This window comes from Chryseobacterium sp. MEBOG06, assembly GCF_021869765.1.
Lineage (GTDB): Bacteria > Bacteroidota > Bacteroidia > Flavobacteriales > Weeksellaceae > Chryseobacterium.
Map to the genome: position 1 here is coordinate 4,769,402 of NZ_CP084580.1, position 21,939 is coordinate 4,791,340.

Below are 21,939 nucleotides of genomic sequence, written 5' to 3' on the forward strand. Positions count from 1 at the left end.
GAATATGGATTTATGGTTATTTTAAAATTTAATTTTTGCAAATATAAAACATTTTTATATTAATGATAATCTTAATGTTTAGTTAAAAATAAACAAAAAAACATAATTTGTTATAAAGTAAACGGCAAAGTGACAAAAATATTCTTTTTTTCATACTATGAAAATACATTATGTATGAAAAAACCCCCATTAAATGAGGGTTTAATGCTTTATTTTTTATTAAAGAACATCTGAACTCTGTTCCTTATTCTGATTAACAGTGGTTCTTTATAGTTTTTGTCTTCATCAAAATAGCCGTAGCCATATCCGTAGCCATATCCGTAACCGTAGCCATAACCATAGCCTTGTTTTGTATTATAATCATTATAAACAAGTCCTAAATGCTTAATCTCATCATTATGATATTTATCTGTAATCATCTTCAGCATATACTTTTCAGTATATTCATGGCGGACAACATAGATATTGGCATCAGAATGCTTCATAAGTTCGTAAGAATCCGCTACTAAACCTACTGGCGGAGAATCTATAATAATAAAATCATATCTCTCTTTCAGTTCTTCTATAAACTTGATGTTTTTCTGGCTCATTAAAAGCTCAGAAGGGTTTGGTGGAATGGGACCTGAAGTAGCAACATCCAGATTAGGGATATTTGTTTTATTGACAATATCGTCAATATTTACTTCCCCGGTCAGATAGTTTGAAATACCATATTTATTATCAATCTTAAAATCACCAAAGATTTTAGGCTTTCTAAGGTCCATTCCCAACAGGATTGTTTTTTTATCACTTAACCCCATTACAGACGCCAGGTTAATAGAAACATAAGTCTTCCCTTCACCTCCGATGGAAGATGTTATCAGGATAACTTTTCCTTTTTCATCATCATTATTCATTAAGAATCTCATATTAGCCCTTATCCCTCTAAACGCCTCTGAAACAGATGATTTAGGTTGTTCTAAAACGGTAAGCATATTTTCATTACTGTTATTACCAATCACTCCAAGAAGTGGGATTTTTGTAGCGCTCAATAATTCTTTGATATTTCTGATCTTATTATCAAGCAGTTCTCCAACCAGGATGAATAACAATGGAAGTAACAGCATTATTGAGATAATTGCAATCTTTGCCAATTTGATATTAGGACTTATAGGCCCCTGCCCCAAATTCTTTGCTGGGTCAATTACAGTAATATCAGATTTATTGGTAGCAACATTCATCTGTGTTTCATTTTGTCTTCCCAATAAACTGTTATAAGTAGCTTCAATCATATTGTACCCCCTTTCAGCATCCAGATACTTTCTTTCTTTTTCCGGAAAGCTGGATAAATCAGAATTGGCACTGGCTACTTCACGATCAATTCTATTGATTTCATCATAGTATTTGTTATAATAATTTCTAAGACTGTTGGACGATCCCATTTTAGCCTCGCTGATAAGCCTATTAATCTCTTTCATAGGCTCTGAGCTGGGTTTGTAGATTGAAGCCATTTCTTCTCTCTTCGCATACATAGCCTTTAGTTCAGCAACTGTAGCGGTGAAAAAACCGTCTTCAAAACCTGCAGCATTGGTTGCGATCATTTTATCGAAATTCTGCGACTGAAGTGTATTCCTTATATTGTTCAGAGAACTCAGTTTGCTTACAATATCAGCTTTTTTTGCTTCAAGCTCTTTTATTTTATCTAAAGATCTCTCGTCCCTGTTCTTAATATTGTAAAGCTTTTCTGATGTTTTTAAATAGTTCAGGACTGCGGCACTGGAATCTAACTTTTTACGGATCTTATCCAAATTGCCTTGTAAATAAGCTTCTGTATTTTTATTAACAGTATTTTTATCTTCAAGTCTTTTTTTCTGTAATTCATTTACTGACTTATTCAGGAAGTTAACTGTATTGTTCAGATTGTATCCTTTTTTGGTAATAATCATAATGGTAGAAATCTCTTTATCGAATTCTACACCTATCGTGGACACTATATCATTTACAGTCTGGTTTACAGAACCAAGGCTCACAATAATATTTTTAAGTTCCAATTTAGGAACCGTTGGATTTTGTATCAGTTTAAATCTCAGATTGGGAGATGTATACCACTCATTTACCTTAAGAATTTTGTTGGCTGGTCTCTCATAATTGCTAATATTCTGAAATCCCTCTGCCTCATAGCTATATAAATTTGTAGACTGCCCTTCTTCCGGAAGAACGACTTCATAAGAACCATTGCCTTTCGGAAGTAATGTAATTGGATAGTTAATCTGCTGAAGATGTTTTTTGTCGATTTCCAGAGAAACAGGAGAATCATACTTGTCCAAATAGGTTGATTTGATCGCCCCTTTGGTAGAGTAATTGACAAAAAGATCTAATTCTTTAACTAAAAACTCATTATGCGATCTTGAAAGAAGCATTTTCTTCAGGTAAATCCCATCCTGATTACCTCCCTGCCCCCAGATAAAGTTGATAGACTGATTTGGGGTAAAATAACTTGAGGTATTATTGGATATACTCAACGATAAATCTGAGGCATATACATTCTGTGCATAATATTTACTGTACACCCAAGAAATAGTGTAACCAATAAACAGCATGAAAACAAACCAATACCAGTTCTTTATTATTCTTCTTAAGAAATGTTCGATATCAAACAATGCAAACGTGCCAAATTTTTCTTTCTGACCTTCGTTTTTTTCTACTTGTGTGTCTTTTCCCGGAATCATAAGGATTAAAGATTTTTGATAAGTAAATAAATAGACAACGCAGTAGTAATTGCCGAAACTCCTGTAACTAAAGTTTGAATAGGATCTTTTCCGAATCCATTTAAACTTTTAGCTCTTGTATTCAGATAAATCTCATCACCGTTTTGTACGTAATAGTAAGGAGAATTCATAAGATCTTCACGGGTAAGGTCTATTTTGGCAATTTTGATTCCTTCCGGAAGCTTTCTATGTATAACGATTTCCCTTTTGTCAATCGTTCTGTTTAACCCTCCGTTTATAGCCAATGCTTCTGTAATAGTAAGGGTATTTTTGTGGGCAACTTTTTCTCCGGAAAGGCCTGTAGTTTCTACATCTCCAAGAATATAGTATGTAATTCCGTCAGTATTTAATCTTACTTCAGATTTACCTTCCTGAAAATTTTCATTTACCTTATCCTGTATTTCTTTTGTAATATCATCAAGCGTTCTTCCTTCTGCTTTTACATATCCTATTCCAAAAATATTAATTTCACCATTGGTATCAACCTTCAGTCCATTGAAATAAAAATTTATATTTCCACCTCTGCTTCCCCCAGTAACAATTCCTCCTGCTCCCACAGAACCGCCTCCTGAAACAGCAGAACTCGTCACACCACCTCCGCCTAATCCTCCCGAAGTATTGTAAGAGGAATAAAACTGTGCAGCATCTCCTTTGGGAGTGGTGACAATGTTAAGATTAAGGATATCATTTTTTGTAATCCTGTAAACGGGAATATTGTAGGGAACAAGGCCTTCTTCGTTAATAACGAGACTTTCGCTGGGCTGCAAATATCTCACATCCTTTGTTGTGATACATGAGGTAACTAAAAAAGGGAATATTAAAAATAAATACTTAAAATTCTTCATCATATTTGAATATTGTTTACAAAAGTAATATTTAATTGTTAATTTTTGTTATTTCTTAATTTATATAGCAAATCTGGTAAATAAGCGCCGAAAAAACCTAGTGTAACAATTACCAGCAATAATAAATTTACATTCATGTGTCTTAAATAATAAGCAATCCCTACAATCATCAGATAGTAAAGAATAATATAAAAAGTAGATCTTCTATGGGTAAGATTAAGCTTCAACAGTTTGTGATGAATATGGTTCTTATCTGCGTCGAATGGCGATTTCTTGTTGTAAAGCCTTACCATAATAACATTTAACGTATCTACAATAGGAAGGATTAGAATCGCTACAGCAACTACTGGCGCGGACTGTAAATGATATCTAGGGACATCTGCGAGATTTTTATCAATGAAAATATCAATGAAACAAATGGATGTGAAGGCCAATAAAAAGCCTAGTAACATAGATCCCGTGTCTCCCATAAATATTTTATTGGTTCTGGAATTTGACAGATTATAGTATAAAAATGCCAATCCCGCTCCAATAATGATAACCGACAAAACAACCAAAGGATAATTATATTCTCCTAACCTGTAATAACTTATTCCAAACAGCGCACTGCATATTACAGAATAACCGCCTGCCAGCCCATCTATACCATCAATAAGATTGAAGGCGTTAATCAAAATAATAAAAGTAATTATACTGAATACAACGCTTACAAAGTACCCCAGTTCGTATACTCCGAATATCCCAAATAAGCTTCTGATTCTGATATCTGAACCAATGACAACTAATGAAGACACCAAAATCTGTGCAACAAGTTTCTTATATGCCCTCATTACAACAATATCATCCATTACTCCAATATACAGCAGAATGATCAATGAAGCAAATAAGAACTTATAAAGATCAAACAGCTCATAGGCAAAAATGGATGTACAAATCCCGATTGAATAGAAGATGGCAATACCTCCCAGATTGGGAATTTTTCTGAGGTGAGAGCTTCTTATCCCAGGTTCATCCATGAGGTTCTTCCTTCTTGAGATCTTTACGATGGTGGGAATACTGAAAAAAGTAATCAGAAGGGAGAATACAAAGCCTAATCCTATTTTTACGTAGAAAATAGGTATCCCCGAGGCGCTTAAGAACAATTCAAAATTTTTCATCCTTTTTCTTATCCAGTACTTTCTTTCTCCAATATGAACAGAAAACCTAACCGTATAAATAGAATAGGTTTAACCATTATTTTCTATTGACCGAAATAATAGTACTTACATTTGTGTTTATATTAATTTTTTTATCAATTTTTTCTGTCCGGAAAAAAATAACAGATAAAAAATCTTTTTTTTCAAGGGCAAAGATAAAAGATAATTTTTACCAAAACGACTATACTTCAATATATCTCGAATTTTTATTTGTCTCTCTCTTGTGAAAACATCAAGCTGATCAGACATTCTGTAGAAGATTTTTTCCTCTTTTACAAAGGCCAGATACGCCAGAAAGGAGTATACCCCTTCAAAAATCTGAAAATTTTTCAATTCTTGTTTTTTATGGGCATATTTAGATCTATCAAATGCTTGTTCTACATCAGTTACTGCTTTCAGTATATCCAATCCTTTTTCCGTATGAGTTTTCGTAATAGAATCTGTACGTTCAAGGTATTGATAGTGGAAATTCTGGGTCTGAGCAATTGCTTCGCATTCCAGCAAAAGCTGAGGAATAAGCTGAATATCTTCAAAATGAATACCTTTTTTAAATCTTTTCTGAGCAAAAAGTTCCTTTGCAAACAACTTGTTACAGGCAAAGTAACTGATATCTGAAAAAACTGAAAAGTTATTTTCAAGAATTATTTTTTCCGGCATATCGGGAAGCTGGGTTAGTTTTTGGACAACTTTTCCATTTTGATCTACTTTTTGAATATTGCAGATCACCATTTTTGTCTCATGTTTTTCTGCCAGCAGCATCATTTCTTCAAACATGACAGGCGTTATATAATCATCGCTGTCTACAAAGCCGATATAATCTCCGGTTGCATGGTCAATACCAAAATTCCGGGCATCGCTCAGTCCGCCATTTTTTTTGGTAAAAGATTTTATTTTTTCAGGATATTTCTCGGCATAATGGGCAATAATTTCACCTGACCGATCTTTGCTTCCGTCATCTACTACCACAATCTCAATATTCTGGAGGGTCTGGTTAAGCAGGGAATCAAGGCATTTTTTCAAATAACGCTCAACATTATAAACGGGAACAATAATGGAAACTTTTGAGGGAATCTTCGTCATACATTAAAATTTCGTCAGCCTTGCATTCAGCCATCCTTTTTTAGCTTCATCAAAATCTTTCCTGGAACACGGAATGCAATGATCTATATTTTCATCGTCACCAAAATACCACAAATTACTGAAAGTATCACGCTTAAATGCATATTGTCTATCATCAATCAGAACATAAAACATTTCATAGTGTCTTTCTTTGGGGTGTGACTGCTGAATATTGATTCCTTCGATCAGATACCATAGCATTTGTGCTAAAAGCTGGTGGTTCAGCTGATTTTCAGAATAAATATTGTAATTAAAGATGCCTACAGATTTCAGATTTTCACTCAATCCGATTTCTTTCATATATGCACAAATTTCTCTTCTGTTGAGTCCATTTATCTGTGGGTTCATAGAAAAAGGCTCGCTGAAACTCTCAATACCATCACAATTTACTGTGACCATATCGGCTTTTCTGAAAAAAGGTTCTGTCTTTTCTGTAGAGTTCATCATTTCTGCAAGACGGATAATATCAAATTCTACTTCTTTAATCAGTCTTACCGAATCCATTTCATTTAAGTGTTTTTGGTACCCTAAATGATGATAGTTTTTAATGGAAAAATTCTTAGCACCCAAAATCTTGCTCAAAAAGGTGTGTTCATTAATCGTTTCACCCTGTTGAAGGGATATAATGTTGCTAATCTGGGTGTAATTGATGCTGTTCTGATGAAAATTCAAAGCAGAAAATAATGAAAAGGCAAAGTCATTGGATCCCCCTATAATCACAGGAAGTGCCCTTTTGTAATGACAGGCTGATAAAACTTCCTGAAGGATGTAATGGGTATCCTGAACAGATTTCCCGGATACTAAATCTCCAAGATCTACAATTGGAATTTCAAAGTCCAGTTGTGCCAGCTTATAAAATTCTTTTCTGACTGCAGTGAAATCCTGTACTTCTGCTTCTCCGCCAGCACCTCTGTAATCTGATACGAACAGCAGAACAATGCTGTCTTCTTTAATATCTTTTGTAATCCGATTTCCTATCTGCCAGCTTTCTGTCTTGAAATTTCTTGGTGAAATGATAAAGTCTTCGAAATCCATAGTATAATTTAATTTGAATAATAATAATTTATTGAATAACCCACTGTAACAAACATACAAAAAAACCACAGCAAATTGGCAATCTATGGCACTTTTTAACTTTCAAAAAAACAAAAAAAGCCTTCCCGAAAGAAGACTTTTTGCAAAATATGATGTTGTATTATTTTTTAATAAATTTAGAAGAGACGGCTCCTTTCGATGTACGAACAGTAATCATATATGTTCCTGATGATAAAAAGCTCAAATTAATCTTTCCTTCTGAAAAACCAGCTTCCGCATTCATTATTTTCCGGCCGTTCAAATCTAAAATTTCATAATCTGTTATTTTTTCCTTTGATGTCAAGTGAAGAAAGTCTTTAACTGGGTTTGGGTAAATCTTCACAGTCTTCAATGCTACATCTGAAACTCCCAGACTACTTGTATTAAAAAAGTATTTGCGGGCTGTTCCCACGTACTGGGTCTGTCCTCCATACGCGATTGAATAAGCTCCAAATAATACGACTGAGTTTCCATATAATTCGAAACCTGCGTTGTATACATATTTATTAAGCATTTGCGGGGTAATAATTTTACCGTTTAAACCAAAGGAATTATCCAGATTTCCATTTTCATCCATTTTCAGCACGTAAGTATTGTACCATCCTGTTCCGGAAATCATAAATGTATTGTCCTGAAGGCGCACCGTCTTTATAGGAGTTGAATCAGACTGAACAGGAATAACAGCAATACCGGTATTTTTAAATGTTGTATCCAAAGTTCCGTTTGCATTAAGGCGATAAGTGATAAGTCCAAAACAATTGTTTCCATTACAAATACTTCCGGAACTTAATCCTAAGATTTTCCCATTATCCAAGAACATAAGATGTGCGCTGGTACCTGCATTCTGACCATACTGATAAAGGAAATTCCCTGAGGTTCCAAAAGAGGTGTCAAGTCCTCCATCAGGCAAAATTTTTGTAACCATTATTCTCTGATCGCTATTTGTGGCAACAATCTTCAGACCTGCTATAAAGATTTCGTTATCTGTATTGACTCTTACTTTGCTATATCGGTAACTGTTCCCTAAGGTCGCTACTCCATTATTTCCGAAAGCGGTATCAACAGTTCCGTTCGGTAAAAGACGAACAAGGGTATAGTTATAATTGGAATGTTTAAGTAGATAGATCTTCCCATTCTGGTCAACCTCTATGTCCACATATGATGCTCCCTGATTAAAAGAAGTAAAGCTATTTACAAAATTTCCCTCTGTATCTATTTTTTGAACACCGCCAAAGCCGTAATCCATGACAATATAATTACCGTCTCCTGCAGGTTTTATCCGGCCATAGGTTGACTGGGAAAACAATTTATACCCATAACCATTGAGAACAGAAGTATCTAATACCCCATTGGAAGTAAAACGGGCAATGAAGCCAGCCCCTACTGCTAAAACTTTTCCATCAGGAAGTTTTGCTGTAGCTTGTATCTGCAGCCCTCCGGACATTTGACTGCCGTTATAAAAAGCAAAATCAGTATATCCTCCACTAAAGCCGTAAGAGGTGTCCAGTAAGTTTTCCTGGGAAAAGAAGTTTAATGAAATAAACAGTCCTAAAAAGGATAAAATTTTGTGCATAAAATAAGATTTCACGGTACAGTTTGTTATATTAGTTTTTATAATTCCCAAATATATAAAATTAAACAAGGAATTCAGTAAAAGATAAAGCTGCTAAGGTTTATTAGCAGCATCACATTTTCAACAACTTGGTAAAACAAATCCGCCTCACCTATAATGTGAGACGGACTTTTTTATTCTAATTCGTGTACTAAATAATTAGCATTTTCCGAATGATTGGCTGATAATTGTTATTCCACCTATAATGATAGTAACTCTAATTCCTGTTGGAATTCCCCAGGTAGTACATATAGATAAACAAGCCTGACCAGCTGTTCCATTAGGAATGCTTAATGGTATACTGAAACAATATTTCCCAAAACCTAATGGTAAGTTGATGCAAACTTTATTGTTCTCAACAGTAATTGATATACACTCTGCTGTTACAAGAAGATAACCTGCGCTGGCATTAGCAAGGCTCAAATCTGAATCTGCCCCTGATGAGCGACGATTTGCCTGACTGTCTTCGTGTGATCTTTTTGCTGCCTCTAATGCGTTTGAAATAGCTTCTTCGCTAAATTTAAATTCTGACATGATTTTATAGTTTTTGTTTTCTTACTCATTTGGCTTTTCAGAATCCGCCTCGTTTTTAAAGTGGTTTCTGAACTCCACCGTTTGTAATATTACGGTGTAAAGATAGAGAATCAAAATACTGTATATCAGAGTCTTAATACTTAATCTTCCATTTACGTATTTATACTTAAAGCTAAGTGACAAGCACGTAAAGGTTATTGCTAAGCAATTTTTACATTTTTTGAAGTGATTATAAAGGAAAAAAAAAGATAAGTTAAAACCGATGTCATTTCATTTCTTTAGACCTGATTTTATAAAAGCAAAAAGCACAGACCGAAATCTGTGCTTTTATATTTTATTAGAGAATATTTATTTCTTTGCTGCAGGTTTCTTAGCTGCAGGTTTTTTCGCTGCTGTTGTTGTTTTCTTTGCAGTCGTTGCTTTCTTGGCTGCAGGCTTTTTCTTTTCTGCGAAGGCTTTAGGATCCTGATCTGTAATCCATTTTTTAACCTCATCTAAAGAAAGCTCTTTCAGCTCATCAGCATCATATTTTGTATCGTCTGCTTTCTTTGGAATTTTGAACATTGCTTTTCCAAATTTGATGAAAGGTCCCCATCTTCCGTTTTCGATAGAGATTTTCTCTTTTTCCCACTGCTGGATGTATCGGTTTGCTTCTTTTTCAAGTTTAGCATCAATAAGTTCATTGATGTCACTTTGAGAAAGATTGTCGAAGTTATATTTCTTCGGAACATTTACAAAAATATCTTTGTATTTGATGAATGGTCCGAATCTTCCTGTTCCTTTTGTTACAGGCTCTCCTTTATAATTTGCAATAGGTGCATCAGCGATTTTCTTTTCATTGATGATTTCTTCTGCGCGTTTCTGATCTACAGAAAGCGGATCTTCACCTTTTGGAATACTGATATAAGTTTCGCCCCATTTCACATAAGGACCAAATCTACCTACTCCTACAGAAACCGGATTCCCATCAACCTCATTTAAATCAAAAGGTAATTTGAACAGTTCCATTGCTTCTTCAAAAGTGATGGTTGCAATATTCTGACCTGTCATTAATGATGCAAAAACTGGTTTTTCTTCATCATCTGTTTCCCCAATCTGAATCATTGCTCCGAATCTTCCGATTCTTGCGTGAACATTTTTACCGGTTTTAGGATCCACTCCTAAAAGTCTGTCTCCTGTAGCACGGTCTGCATTTTCTTCTACATCTGCAATTCTCGGATGGAATTTTGAGTAGAAATTGGTCATCATTTCTTTCCACTTCTGGTCTCCACTTGCAATTTCGTCAAAACTTTCTTCTACTCTTGCTGTGAAACCGTAGTCCAGAATTTCTTTGAAGTTATCGGTAAGGAAATCATTCACAACTTCCCCAATATCTGTAGGAACGAATTTATTTTTATCCCCCCGAATTTCTCTTCAAGAACTACTTTTTTTATTTTATCTTTTATCAGAGACATTTTGATCACTTCACGGGTGTGAGGTTCAATCTCTCTTTTATCTACATATTCTCTGTTCTGAATCGTTTGAATAGTGGGTGCATAAGTAGATGGTCTACCAATTCCCAGTTCTTCAAGTTTTCTAACTAATCCTGCTTCCGTATATCTTGCACTTGGTCTTGTGAATTTTTCAGTAGCAGTAATGGTTTTATAATTTAATACTTCACCAATTTTTACTTTTGGCAATAGTTTTTCGTTGTTATCTTCATCATCATCTTCAGCTTTTACAATACCATAAGCTTTCAGGAAACCATCAAATATGATCACTTCTCCCTGTGCTTCGAAATGATGTGGCAATGATGCATTTCCAATTTCAATTACCGTCTTCTCAATTTTGGCATTCGCCATCTGAGAAGCAAGTGTTCTTCTATAAATTAATTGATATAGTTTACTCAGCTGAGCATCACCAATACTTTTCACTCCAAAATCTGTAGGACGGATTGCTTCGTGAGCTTCCTGTGCTGCAGCAGATTTAGTAGTATAGTTTCTTGGGGAAGAATATTCCGGTCCATATTCTGAGGTGATCTGTTTTTTTGCTCCTTCAATTGCTTCCTGGGAAAGGTTTACCGAGTCTGTTCTCATATAGGTAATAAACCCTTCTTCATAGAGCCTCTGTGCAAGACGCATTGTATTGGTCACATTATATCCCAGTCTTGAAGAGGCTTCCTGCTGTAATGTAGAGGTTGTAAAAGGAGCAGATGCTGAACGTGTGCCTGGTCTTGTTTCAACATTCAGAACTTTAAATTCTGTTGTTTTCGCCTGTTCAAGGAATTTTTCTGCATCTTCTTCTTTTTCGAAGTCTTTTTTCAGCTTGGCAGCAATTTCCTGCTCAGAGGTATTTAAGAAGATTCCGTCAAGTTTAAAGCTTGCTTTAGGTATAAATTCGCGGATCTCTTTTTCTCTTTCCACGATTAATCTTACTGCAACAGATTGTACTCTTCCTGCAGAAAGGCCTGGTTTTACTTTTTTCCATAAAACCGGAGACATTTCAAAACCTACAATTCTGTCCAACACTCTTCTAGCCTGCTGGGCATTCACTAAGTTTTGATCAATATCTCTTGGATTGTCAATTGCTTTTAGAATGGCGTTTTTGGTAATCTCATGGAAAACAATTCTTTTTCTGTTTTCCGGCTTCAGTTTCAATTCATCTGCTAAGTGCCATGCAATAGCTTCTCCTTCGCGGTCTTCATCGGAAGCAAGCCATACCATTTCGGCTTTCTTTACGGCAGCTTTTAATTCGGTTACCAATTTCTTTTTGTCTGCTGAAACTTCGTAATCAGGACTGAATGTAGTAAGATCAATACCCATTCCTTTTTTAGGGAGATCCCGGATATGTCCGAAGCTCGATTTCACTTCGAAATCCTTTCCTAAATATTTCTGAATAGTTTTTGCTTTGGCCGGGGACTCTACGATTACTAAATTTTTCGACATTCTAAAATTTTTGCAAAAGTAAAGCTTTTTTATTATATACTTTTTGATAAAGATTTTTAATTTAACAATAAAAGTGGTTTCTATCCTCTTTCAACAGCCATTCCAACAACAACCAACTCCTTTGTAATGTAGGCTTTAGCCCATTATATGTGTATCAATATTTGATAATATAGAATTTTTCATCAGTCATAATAGATGTAAAAATAATTTTATCAGTGAAAAAGCGGAATAGAACTTTTTATTCCGCTATTAGAATTGTCATTTTCAAACTTTATCGCTTTATTATTTTTAGAGTAGCTTCAGAATTATTTATTCTTATTAAATAAACTCCTGAGATCAGGGAAGAAACATCAATATGATCATCTTCAAACTCTCCGGAATCTACGAGCTGTCCTAATGCATTATATAGTTGATAGCTATAATCTTTATCTTCCTCACCTTTTATGTAAAGAATGTCAGAAACCGGATTGGGGTATAAAAAAATTCTGTTTTCCTCAGCTTTCACATCAGTATTTATAGCACTCAGTGTTGAGCCATTCTGTACAATAGTAATTCTTGAAGCCGGCCCTTCCTCATTACCATCAGCATCGTATTTTATCTTCACGCACCGGCATCCTATACCAAAGTAAGGATCATTATTATCATGAAAAGCAATGATTCGATTGGTTGTAGAAGCGGCATCAAAAAGTACATTAATAGATCTTCCAAGGTAATTTGAAGTTAAGGCTCCCGTCCATATTGCAGGATATTGAAAATTAATCACGTTAAAAGTTCCCTGAGGAGACTGATTTGCTATTACGCTTCTGAATCCCCTTGATCCTGAATCCGGATAGTTTCCTATGGGATACGAAATACTATTAAACATATATCCAATCGTCGAATTGCCGGAATTTCTGACTCTGACTCCTGCATAATCGGTAACAATACTATAAGATGTAGCTATGTTTTTATCTTTTTTATACCAGGGAGTTTGTCCAAAATCAGTTCCTGAAACTAATGCTGAATTTGTCAAATCTGGAATCCTCCATCCTTCCGGACAGGGATCGAACGGAGACTTTTTCCCTCCCCTCCCCCATCTGTCCAATGCCAGATTAGGTTCTGTTGCCAGCCAGTCTGTTCCACTGGTGTAATTAGGTGTTGTACTGTTAAAAGGGGCAAATATACTTGGAATCATGTATACTAAAGGGTTTTTAACAGAGTAAGATAATACTTTGGAGATTTTGTCCACAGGTTTGTCTGTAGCCTGTACATTAGAGGCTGCAGCATACGTAGTATAAGGTACGATATAATTACCCGAAAGGCTATTGTAAACGGCTGGAGTAAGGGTGCTATAGGAAACAGTTCCATTTGCTGCTGTAGTTCCTAAAAATATATTGAAAAAGTTTCTACTGTCTGCACTTTGAAATGTCGGTAGAGGGTCTTTTCTCCCCCACTGATAGTGTAACCCTGTGGATGCACTGATTTTTGACAACTCATCTGCAGTAGGTAAAGCAGGGTTTACAACATTAGGAAACACATCTGTAGCTCCCAAATTACGATCCATGAATATAGTCTGAAAGGGTACATCTGCCTTAGCAACATAGTTTACATAGTTTACAGCTGTATTTGACGCAGGCTCTGTTGTATAAGTATAAGACCCTACAGGTGAATCAGTCACCCAGATATGCCAGCTCCAATAGACCGGAGCCGATATACTGCCATTATGCAATGTCACTACAGCATTTCCACTTTGGCCAGGAGCAACTTCTACCGATATCCTTGAATTAATTATATCCTGCAGTGAAGAAGGGGACGGATTCACCACTGTAATTTTATTAATAAGGTTTATGTTCGTTGTCCAGAGAACATTTGCTTTTAAGTTGTTAAAATTCGAAGGGTTTAGTATTTCGGAATTATTCAGCAGCTGATTCTGCATTGAAAATGCTTTACTTACGGGAATATTCACAACCGAACCTGACGTATTTTTAGTAATCTGATAGGTATTAGGGTTATCAATTCCTTCACTGTACTCTGCCGCTGCAGGCAGGTATTCTGTAGGAAAGTCATAGTCGTTGATGCTATACAGAGGGTCTTTTATACATCTGCATCCATTTGCATCTGAAGTATACATTCCGGAAAGGGGATAGTAATAATAACGTCCTTTAATATCAGGATAATTAGGATCCGGAATATCCGGCTGTCCTTTATCGGGAATCATAGAAAGCCCCCTTACGGTTACTGCCGGTGAAGCATCAAAAAATCTTGCCAGGGTTGCTGTCCAAAGCGCTATATGATGCTGATCAGTATATTGTCCCAAATGAGCACCTCTGATCAGCTGACCTGTTCCAGGAAATATTCCCATATTATATCCTCCTATGTTAGAAAGATCAAAGCCCAAATTAGAATACACTTTAAACCCGGTCATAAATGACGGCACTCCTGCATCGGTTGGTTTTATAATATAATATTTATTGTTTTCAAAAACATTTTTCGCCATATTGGTTTTTACTCCGAAAGGTGAAAAGTCTATTCTGATGTCGTCAACATAAGATGAAGAAGCCTGGTTAGCAACTAGTACAGAAGGTACGCGCCAACCATTAGGGCAAGGATCATAAGAAGATTTGTCTCTATATGGCTTTGCACTATCGTCGCTATTATAAACTGTTGAAATTTTACCCTGTGCATTATCAGACCAAAGGTTAAGTTCTGACAATCTGTTATCCGGCAGCACCGTAGATTTACCAAACCAATTGACAGGCAAATTGACGTTGTTATTGTAATACGCCTGTCCGGAATTATCATTTTTATTAATGTAGATAAGACTGAGAGGATTTTTTACAGAAAGCCTGATATTATTTGTTATCTCAGCATTGGAAAGCAGAACAAATTTTCTGAGATCGTCAATACTTGTTGCATTGTCCATATTCTTTGCTCCTCTATGCCGTATTCTTCCCACAGATCCGGAAACCTCATAGAAATCATTCCCTCTGGTTACTAATGGCGGAATAGGATCCTTCCTCCCCCACTGGTAAAGAAGCCCCATGCTCTTGTTCCAATCTGATGAAGTGATAGAAGCAGAAAGTGCTCCCAGATTCCTATCCATCCATTTCCAATCAGAATCGGGAATCAACTCAACAGTTCCATCCGTTTTCATTCTTTTAATACTGCTGAAACTTTTGTAAGATACTCCATTAGTAGGATCATCCGTCACCCAGATATGCCAGCTCCAATAAATCTCACCATCCACTCTTAATGCTATCACAGCATTTCCTTTTCTTATTTTGTTGATTGGGACTTTTATTTTTGCATCCTGTCCGGAACCAACAATTTCCAGGGCATAATTTACTCCCGACTTTATCAGTCCATGACTGTCTTCCCAGAGTACATCTGCTGTGACCGTTCCTGCAGGAATACCAGTTCCACTGAGATATCCGGTTCCATCCCACATAGCATACGCTTTCTTTACCGGTACCAGCAAGCCCTCACTATTCTGATTGGGATCGAATATATAACTATTAGGAGCTTTTTTCCAATCCGGAATCAACAGCTTAGCATGAACAGACTTTCCAAGGGAGTCTTCTTTCTTAACTAATACATCATTTATGTGTCCAATCAAGGAAAGATTTTCCTTTAATAAGATGTTCCCTTTAAAACAAATTCCCATCAACACTAGGCAAAAAACTGCCGCTAATTTTTCAATTAACCTTTTCATATTTTATGGATTTGGGTATATCATTATTGAGATACAACTTTTAAGCCCATATCAATAAAATTGAATTATTTAACAAATAAATTCAACATATTATGATTATGTTATTAATAAAACACTACATAATCTTTAAAACAACACAAAAACAAAAAAGACAGCTAAAAAAGCTGTCTTACAATTTATTTAAGTTAAATCTCCCTATGGAAGTATGTGATTTTTATATCGCTCTATAGAAAATCGCCCAGCCTTGATATTATTAAATAGACCAAATACAACGAAGTTAAAGACAACCAGTGAAATGATGAATGCATAGATCATGTTCTTTACTCTCGGCGCCACCACATACATTGCATTCGGAATAATGATATAGGAGAATCCAATGAATGCTCCCGCAAGCCTTGATGAAAATATCGGGTTATTTCTAAAAATAAAATAAAGGCAAACTCCTATAACCGCATAGTTCCGATGATATTCATAGTATGGATAAAGTTTTTTCATCTTCGTATCAAAAACAAAAAGGAAAAAGGTCAGAATAGCCATCATCACTTCCGGAATACCTATACCACCATTCAGTCGCTGCACACTCTCATCCATATATCCGTTAAAGCCTTCTACAAGTGTACTTTCCGATGCCATGCCATCCAGAAAACTACCAAAAACCCTGTAGATCTCAAACGGAGACAGGAAAACAGAACCAATAATCATGATCAGCATCACCGTTTTATTCAACGGAACACGAGCCAGCCAATACATAGGTAAAAAAAGATAACATACACTGTGTATACCTGAGCCTATGAATATGAAAAACAGGTAATGCCAGAACTTACGCTCTTTGATATAGCGTATTGCAAAATAAACAATGAAAGTTCCCAAATTTTGCCTTATCTGTCCACTTTCCCCAATGAAAAAGTTGGGAATAAACATAAACAGGGTAAAAGTAAATGGATAAAAGGTATTATCTTCTGTGTACTCTACTTTAAAGATCATGGCAAAAATAGCAATAACTAAAGTCAGCATGTAAAAAGGCGCATCAAAGATATTGAGCAGTATTTTATTAATTAAAGTATAGAGCCACTCTACATCAAGGTTTTCTGTACCCTCCAGATGGAGCATTTTCATAAAGATAGAGTAATAGCTCTTGGTATCAGAATAAATATAAATTCCTTTATAACTTCCATAATCCGGCCCTACATCATCTCTAAGTCCAACAATGATAATAAAATACACGGCCAAAAACCAAAACCATTTCTTATCCACTTTTTTACCAAAAACCTCCTTAATACTGAAAAACAGCATATAGACAATCGCAATTAGATAATATGGGTGTAATAAACTCATGTTAAATCTCTGATGTTTTTTTAAATTGATGGTATGCTATTATAATTCCGGTAAGAATTAAAGGCAGAAAAAGTCTTACTTCCCAAAAAAGCCCCACCAAGGTAATCATAAGAAGATAGGGAATTGAAAAAAAGAGATATTTTCCAAAAACAGTTCTGTTTTCATTATCCACACAAAGCCTATATATAAAATAAAGTATGATTACTGCAAAAAGCAGCCCTGCAAGATTGAATGGACTGGAAAAGTTTCTATTGATATAAAATCCTTCTACAAAAGTAGTTTCTTCCTGTATAAAAAGAGCTCTGAGCCCCAGATAAGGAACAATAAAAGCAATAACAAGGGGAATTATTTTCCAAATTATCTGATAATTACCTCTTTTAAGGTCATTTAAATTGAAAAATACCGCAGCAAAAAAAGCGATATTAATACATGCCGTTTCCCTTACAAATGTGGAGAATATGATAAGAATAATTAAAGAGTAAAAGAATATATTTTTTTGAGTATGTAAATATTTCAGTGTAAAAAAAATACCTGCCAAATAACAAAAAAGAGCAATAGTGTCACAATTTGTTGGCGCATACTGGGTAATTACAATAAAGAAAACGGATAAGAGATGAATAATTCTTTTTGCATTAAGATTCAAAAGAAAGCCTCCAGCTTTAAGCTTAAATATTGCATTTAAAATTAATGAACACAAAATAAAAAACACACTATTCATTAGGAAAAGCCCGTGATAGAATGGGGTCCCGTTCTTGGACAGGAAATCTTTAAAAAAGGAAAAAGGACCATTGATCAGATAATACATCATATCTGTCATATACACACTGAGATAATTGGGAATCACTCTGTAAGCATAAACAGAGGAGAATAAAAATTCGGGGGTTTTTTCTGATGTTTTTAATCTTGTATAAGCAGATTCAAATCCATAATACGACATAGCAAACAGCAGAAGCGGAAGTACTATTACAAATAGGAATCCGTTTATTTTTTCATCATTTCTTTTCAACATATCTAAAACAGATTCTTATTTTTTAATAATAATTGTGATTTAAAATACATTTTGTTAGCGGGGAACTTTTGCAAAAGTAGAATATTTTTTCATTCTTCCTAGAATATTTTATTGATTTTCAGCTAAACTTCTCGTCTAACTATTTTGAACTAACTCTTAAAAAATTAAATTTGCACACTTGATTTAAACAAAATGCATCGCTTTTTTATATTTTTATATTACCTGATCTCCAAAAACAAAACCCTGTCTGTATTTACAGCCTTAGGAATTGCCGCTTTATGCATTTTCTTTGCTTCAAAAATCAATTTCGAGGAAGACATTAATCAGATTATTCCTAAAAATGAAAAATCGGATCTTACAGCAAAGGTTATTAAACAGCTTAATTTTTCGGATAAGATCATTGTCATTATAGAAAACAAGTCTCATGAAGACAGCTTTCAGCTTTCTGAAACCGCAGATACTTTTTTGCAAAAAATAAAGCCTTTGCATCAATACATTGGTTCTGTTCAGGGAAAAGTAAATGATAATGAGATTTCAGAAACATTTGACTTTGTCAGTCAAAACCTTCCATTATTCTTAAATGAAAACGATTATAAAGAAATTGACAGAAAGCTTCAAAAAGACAGTATAGCTACACAGGTAGAGAACAATTATATTTCGCTGGCATCTCCTACAAGTCTTGTGACAAAGGAATTCATCAAAAAAGATCCTTTGGGACTCACTTTTTTAGGGATTAAAAAATTAAATGCCTTAAACATCAGTAAAGATTTCAAACTTGAAGACAGTTATATTGTAACCAAAGATGGCAAGAATCTGTTACTTTTCATTGATCCCAAAAATAAGAGCAATGACACTAAGGGAAACGAAGCTTTCGTCGATCAGCTTAACACAATAAAAGACGATATCAATAAACAGTTCAAAGGAAAAACAGAACTCAGCTATTTCGGGTCTCCGGTGATTGCAGTAGCCAATGCCAAACAAATAAAGAAAGACATCCAGAATACGGTTGTCATTTCTATGACCGTACTTTTGATTCTGCTTATTTATTATTTCAGAAATTTCTTTACTCCCATTATTGTTTTTCTTCCGACTGCTTTTTCGGTGTTGCTGGCTTTATTGGTTTTATACTTTATTAAAGATAAAATTTCCGCAATCTCATTGAGTGTAGGGGCTATTCTTATCGGAATCACGATAGATTATGCGCTGCATATTCTGACACATTATAAGCACAACAATAACATTGAAGAACTTTACAAGGAAATTACCCAGCCTATTGTACTGAGCAGCGCGACTACCGCAGTTTCATTCCTGTGCCTTGTTTTTGTACGTTCTGAAGCACTGAAGGACTTAGGACTTTTTGCTGCTATTACCGTCATTCTTTCTTCTATTACAGCATTGATTATCGTTCCCCAATTATATACTCCTAAAGTAGTGGATGATACACATCATTCAAATTTTATTGACAGGATCGGGTCTTATCCCTACGAGAAAAACAAACCTTTAATTATTGGCTGTTCGGTCATTATTTTAGCCTGTCTGTTTGGATTCAGGCATGTAGGTTTTAATGAAGATATTGGCGATCTGAATTATATTCCCAAGGAATTAAAGATCAGTGAAGCCAAACTTCAAAAACTTTCAGATATCACTTCAAAGTCTATTTACACCATCTCGTATGGAAATTCTGAAGAAGAGGCACTGGAAAGAAACTCAAAACTAAGCAGCTTCCTTGAAAAAGAGAAACAGGAAGGTAAAATACTAAGTTATAATTCCATTGGAAACATTGTACTTTCAGAAAAAGACCAGCAAAAGAAAATTGAGGATTGGAAAAGTTTCTGGAATGATCATAAAAAGAACCAGACTATTTCTGAGCTGATCAGCAATGGAAACAAATTCGGGTTCAACCGATCTGCTTTTGATAATTTCAACGGGCTTTTAAATAAAGACTACAATACTTTAAGCCTGAAGGATTATGAAAAGATAAAAGCTCTTCAAATTTCCGAATTCCTGAGCAATGAAAACGGCTTTTATACGGTATCTAATGTTGTGAAAGTAGATGAAAACAAAAGAGATACCTTCATCAAAGATATTGAAAAGAAACATGACGCCCTTGCGATTGACCGCCAGCAGATGAATGAAAATTTTCTTGGCCTGCTGAAAAGAGACTTTACCACACTAATCAATTATTCTCTTTTAGCCATTGTTTTAACGATCATTGTTTTCTTCAGAAATCTTGAATTAACCATTCTTACTATGTTCCCGATTGTTTTAACAGGAGTGGTAACAGCGGGAATTCTTTATTTTTTAGGGCTTGAATTAAATATATTCAGTACAGTAGTCTGTACTCTGGTGTTCGGTGTTGGGGATGATTTCAGTATTTTCCTGACCCAGGCCATGCAAAAAGAACATACTACAGGAAAGAATGAACTGCCCACCTATAGAACGTCAATCATTCTTGCTGTTTTTACAACCATTCTTTCTATCGGATCTCTGATCTTCGCAAAACATCCTGCCCTGCATTCTTTAGCTTTGGTTGCGTTGATTGGAATGTTCTCAGTGATTATCATTACGTCTACCTTATATCCATTCTGGTTTAGGCTGTTGATTACAAACCGGGCAAAAAAAGGACTTTCTCCGATTACTTTAAGATTACTGTTACGAGCTATATTCTCATTCACATATTATGGGTTGGGAGGATTGATATTTTCTGCTTTCGGCAGTATCTTTGTTAAAAACTCTAAAGGCAGAACCTTAGATATTATTAAATTAATCCTAGCCAAGTTCCTGACATCCGTACTTTATTCAACTCCTTTTGTAAAGAAAAGGGTTATCAGAAATACAGCAGAAGATTTCAGCAAACCGGCTGTTATCATTGCCAATCATACGTCGTTCTTGGACACCTTAGCCATCGCCATGGCTACCCACAAAATCATTTACCTGGTTAATGATTGGGTATATGACTCACCGGTTTTTGGAAAACTCGTTAAGGCACTTGGCTTTTATCCGGTTTCCCAAGGCATTGAAAACGGAATGGATCAGCTGAAAGAAAAAATTGCACAGGGATACTCTCTGGTAGTTTTCCCTGAAGCTGAACGTTCTTATACCAATGATGTCAAAAGATTTCATAAAGGGGCGTTTTATCTTGCGGAACAATTTGGGCTGGATATACTTCCTCTTTACATCCATGGAAATTCTGAGGTATTACCAAAAGGTGACTTCATTATCTATGATGGAAGTATTACCGTTAAAGTGGGTAACAGGATCAGTAAAGATGATATGACTTTCGGCAAAAACTATTCTGAGAGAACAAAAAAGATCAATGCCTATTTCAGAGAAGAATTTGCTAAATTGAGAGAGGAAATAGAGAATGAAAATTATTTCAAAAATAAATTATTCCTGAGCTTCCTCTATAAAGACAGTGAGGTGGTAAAAGAAGTCAAAAAAGATTTTAAAACTCATAAATTGGCATACTTTGAGCTTAATAAACATATACCTAATGATGCGAGCATTCTTCATATTGCAGATGATTTCGGACAAACAGATGTTTTGTTAACTTTATATCAGGCCAGCCGAAGAGTTTTCTCATTAATCAGGGATAATGATAAGAGAGCTACAGCAGCACATAGCTATCTGGTCAAAAGAAGGAAGATCCAGTATATAAGAGAATTTTCAGAGATCAACAAAATCATTGATGTCCTTCTGGTTTCGGATGACAGTTTTAGCATGAATAATATTAAGGTTCTTCCTGAAACCATCATTTTTATAAATATAAAAAATACAGGGTTTGAAAACAAAAATTATACATTAGAATGGAGTTCTGAATCCTTAAAAGTATTTAAAACCAAATAATAAATAT

At 35.1% G+C, this 21,939-nt stretch carries 11 protein-coding genes and 1 pseudogene; 1 reads left to right on the top strand and 11 read right to left on the bottom strand.

All coding sequences use genetic code 11. The annotated features are described in order from the left end of the window. Positions 1 to 209 precede the first annotated feature (209 nt). The 11 genes and pseudogenes from LF887_RS21785 to LF887_RS21835 form a co-directional block, all read right to left on the bottom strand. Positions 210 to 2,708, bottom strand: a complete 2,499-nt coding sequence (locus tag LF887_RS21785) for an exopolysaccharide transport family protein (protein WP_236856347.1) — start codon at positions 2,706 to 2,708, stop codon at positions 210 to 212. Between the two features lie 5 nt (positions 2,709 to 2,713). Next, positions 2,714 to 3,595, bottom strand: coding sequence for a polysaccharide biosynthesis/export family protein (locus LF887_RS21790; RefSeq protein WP_236856348.1), 882 nt, complete (start codon positions 3,593 to 3,595; stop codon positions 2,714 to 2,716). 35 nt (positions 3,596 to 3,630) lie between these two features. After that, positions 3,631 to 4,749, bottom strand: coding sequence for a glycosyltransferase family 4 protein (locus LF887_RS21795; protein ID WP_236856349.1), 1,119 nt, complete (start codon positions 4,747 to 4,749; stop codon positions 3,631 to 3,633). A gap of 117 nt (positions 4,750 to 4,866) precedes the next feature. Further along, entirely contained in the window at positions 4,867 to 5,868 is a 1,002-nt protein-coding gene (locus LF887_RS21800) for a glycosyltransferase family 2 protein (RefSeq protein ID WP_236856350.1), read from the bottom strand. Between the two features lie 3 nt (positions 5,869 to 5,871). Continuing rightward, on the bottom strand, positions 5,872 to 6,942 hold the full coding sequence (locus LF887_RS21805) for a formimidoylglutamase (RefSeq protein WP_236856351.1): 1,071 nt from the start codon (positions 6,940 to 6,942) through the stop codon (positions 5,872 to 5,874). A 160-nt stretch (positions 6,943 to 7,102) separates the two neighbouring features. Further along, a complete protein-coding gene (locus LF887_RS21810; protein ID WP_236856352.1) occupies positions 7,103 to 8,554 on the bottom strand; it encodes a T9SS type A sorting domain-containing protein in 1,452 nt (483 codons plus the stop codon). Positions 8,555 to 8,752: 198 nt separating this feature from the next. Then, positions 8,753 to 9,127, bottom strand: coding sequence for a hypothetical protein (locus LF887_RS21815; protein ID WP_236856353.1), 375 nt, complete (start codon positions 9,125 to 9,127; stop codon positions 8,753 to 8,755). A gap of 348 nt (positions 9,128 to 9,475) precedes the next feature. Then, positions 9,476 to 12,051, bottom strand: a pseudogene (gene topA / locus LF887_RS21820) (type I DNA topoisomerase). Positions 12,052 to 12,322: 271 nt separating this feature from the next. Beyond that, positions 12,323 to 15,742: a T9SS type A sorting domain-containing protein gene (locus LF887_RS21825; protein WP_236856354.1), complete on the bottom strand. Its 3,420-nt coding sequence runs from the start codon at positions 15,740 to 15,742 to the stop codon at positions 12,323 to 12,325. Between the two features lie 195 nt (positions 15,743 to 15,937). Further along, complete coding sequence (locus LF887_RS21830) at positions 15,938 to 17,077, bottom strand: EpsG family protein (RefSeq protein ID WP_236856355.1); 1,140 nt, start codon at positions 17,075 to 17,077, stop codon at positions 15,938 to 15,940. A gap of 1 nt (position 17,078) precedes the next feature. After that, positions 17,079 to 18,086, bottom strand: a complete 1,008-nt coding sequence (locus LF887_RS21835; protein ID WP_236856356.1) for a hypothetical protein — start codon at positions 18,084 to 18,086, stop codon at positions 17,079 to 17,081. A 192-nt stretch (positions 18,087 to 18,278) separates the two neighbouring features. Between LF887_RS21835 and LF887_RS21840 the strand changes: the two genes are divergently transcribed. Continuing rightward, positions 18,279 to 21,932, top strand: coding sequence for an MMPL family transporter (locus tag LF887_RS21840; protein WP_236856357.1), 3,654 nt, complete (start codon positions 18,279 to 18,281; stop codon positions 21,930 to 21,932). The last annotated feature ends 7 nt before the right edge of the window (positions 21,933 to 21,939 follow it).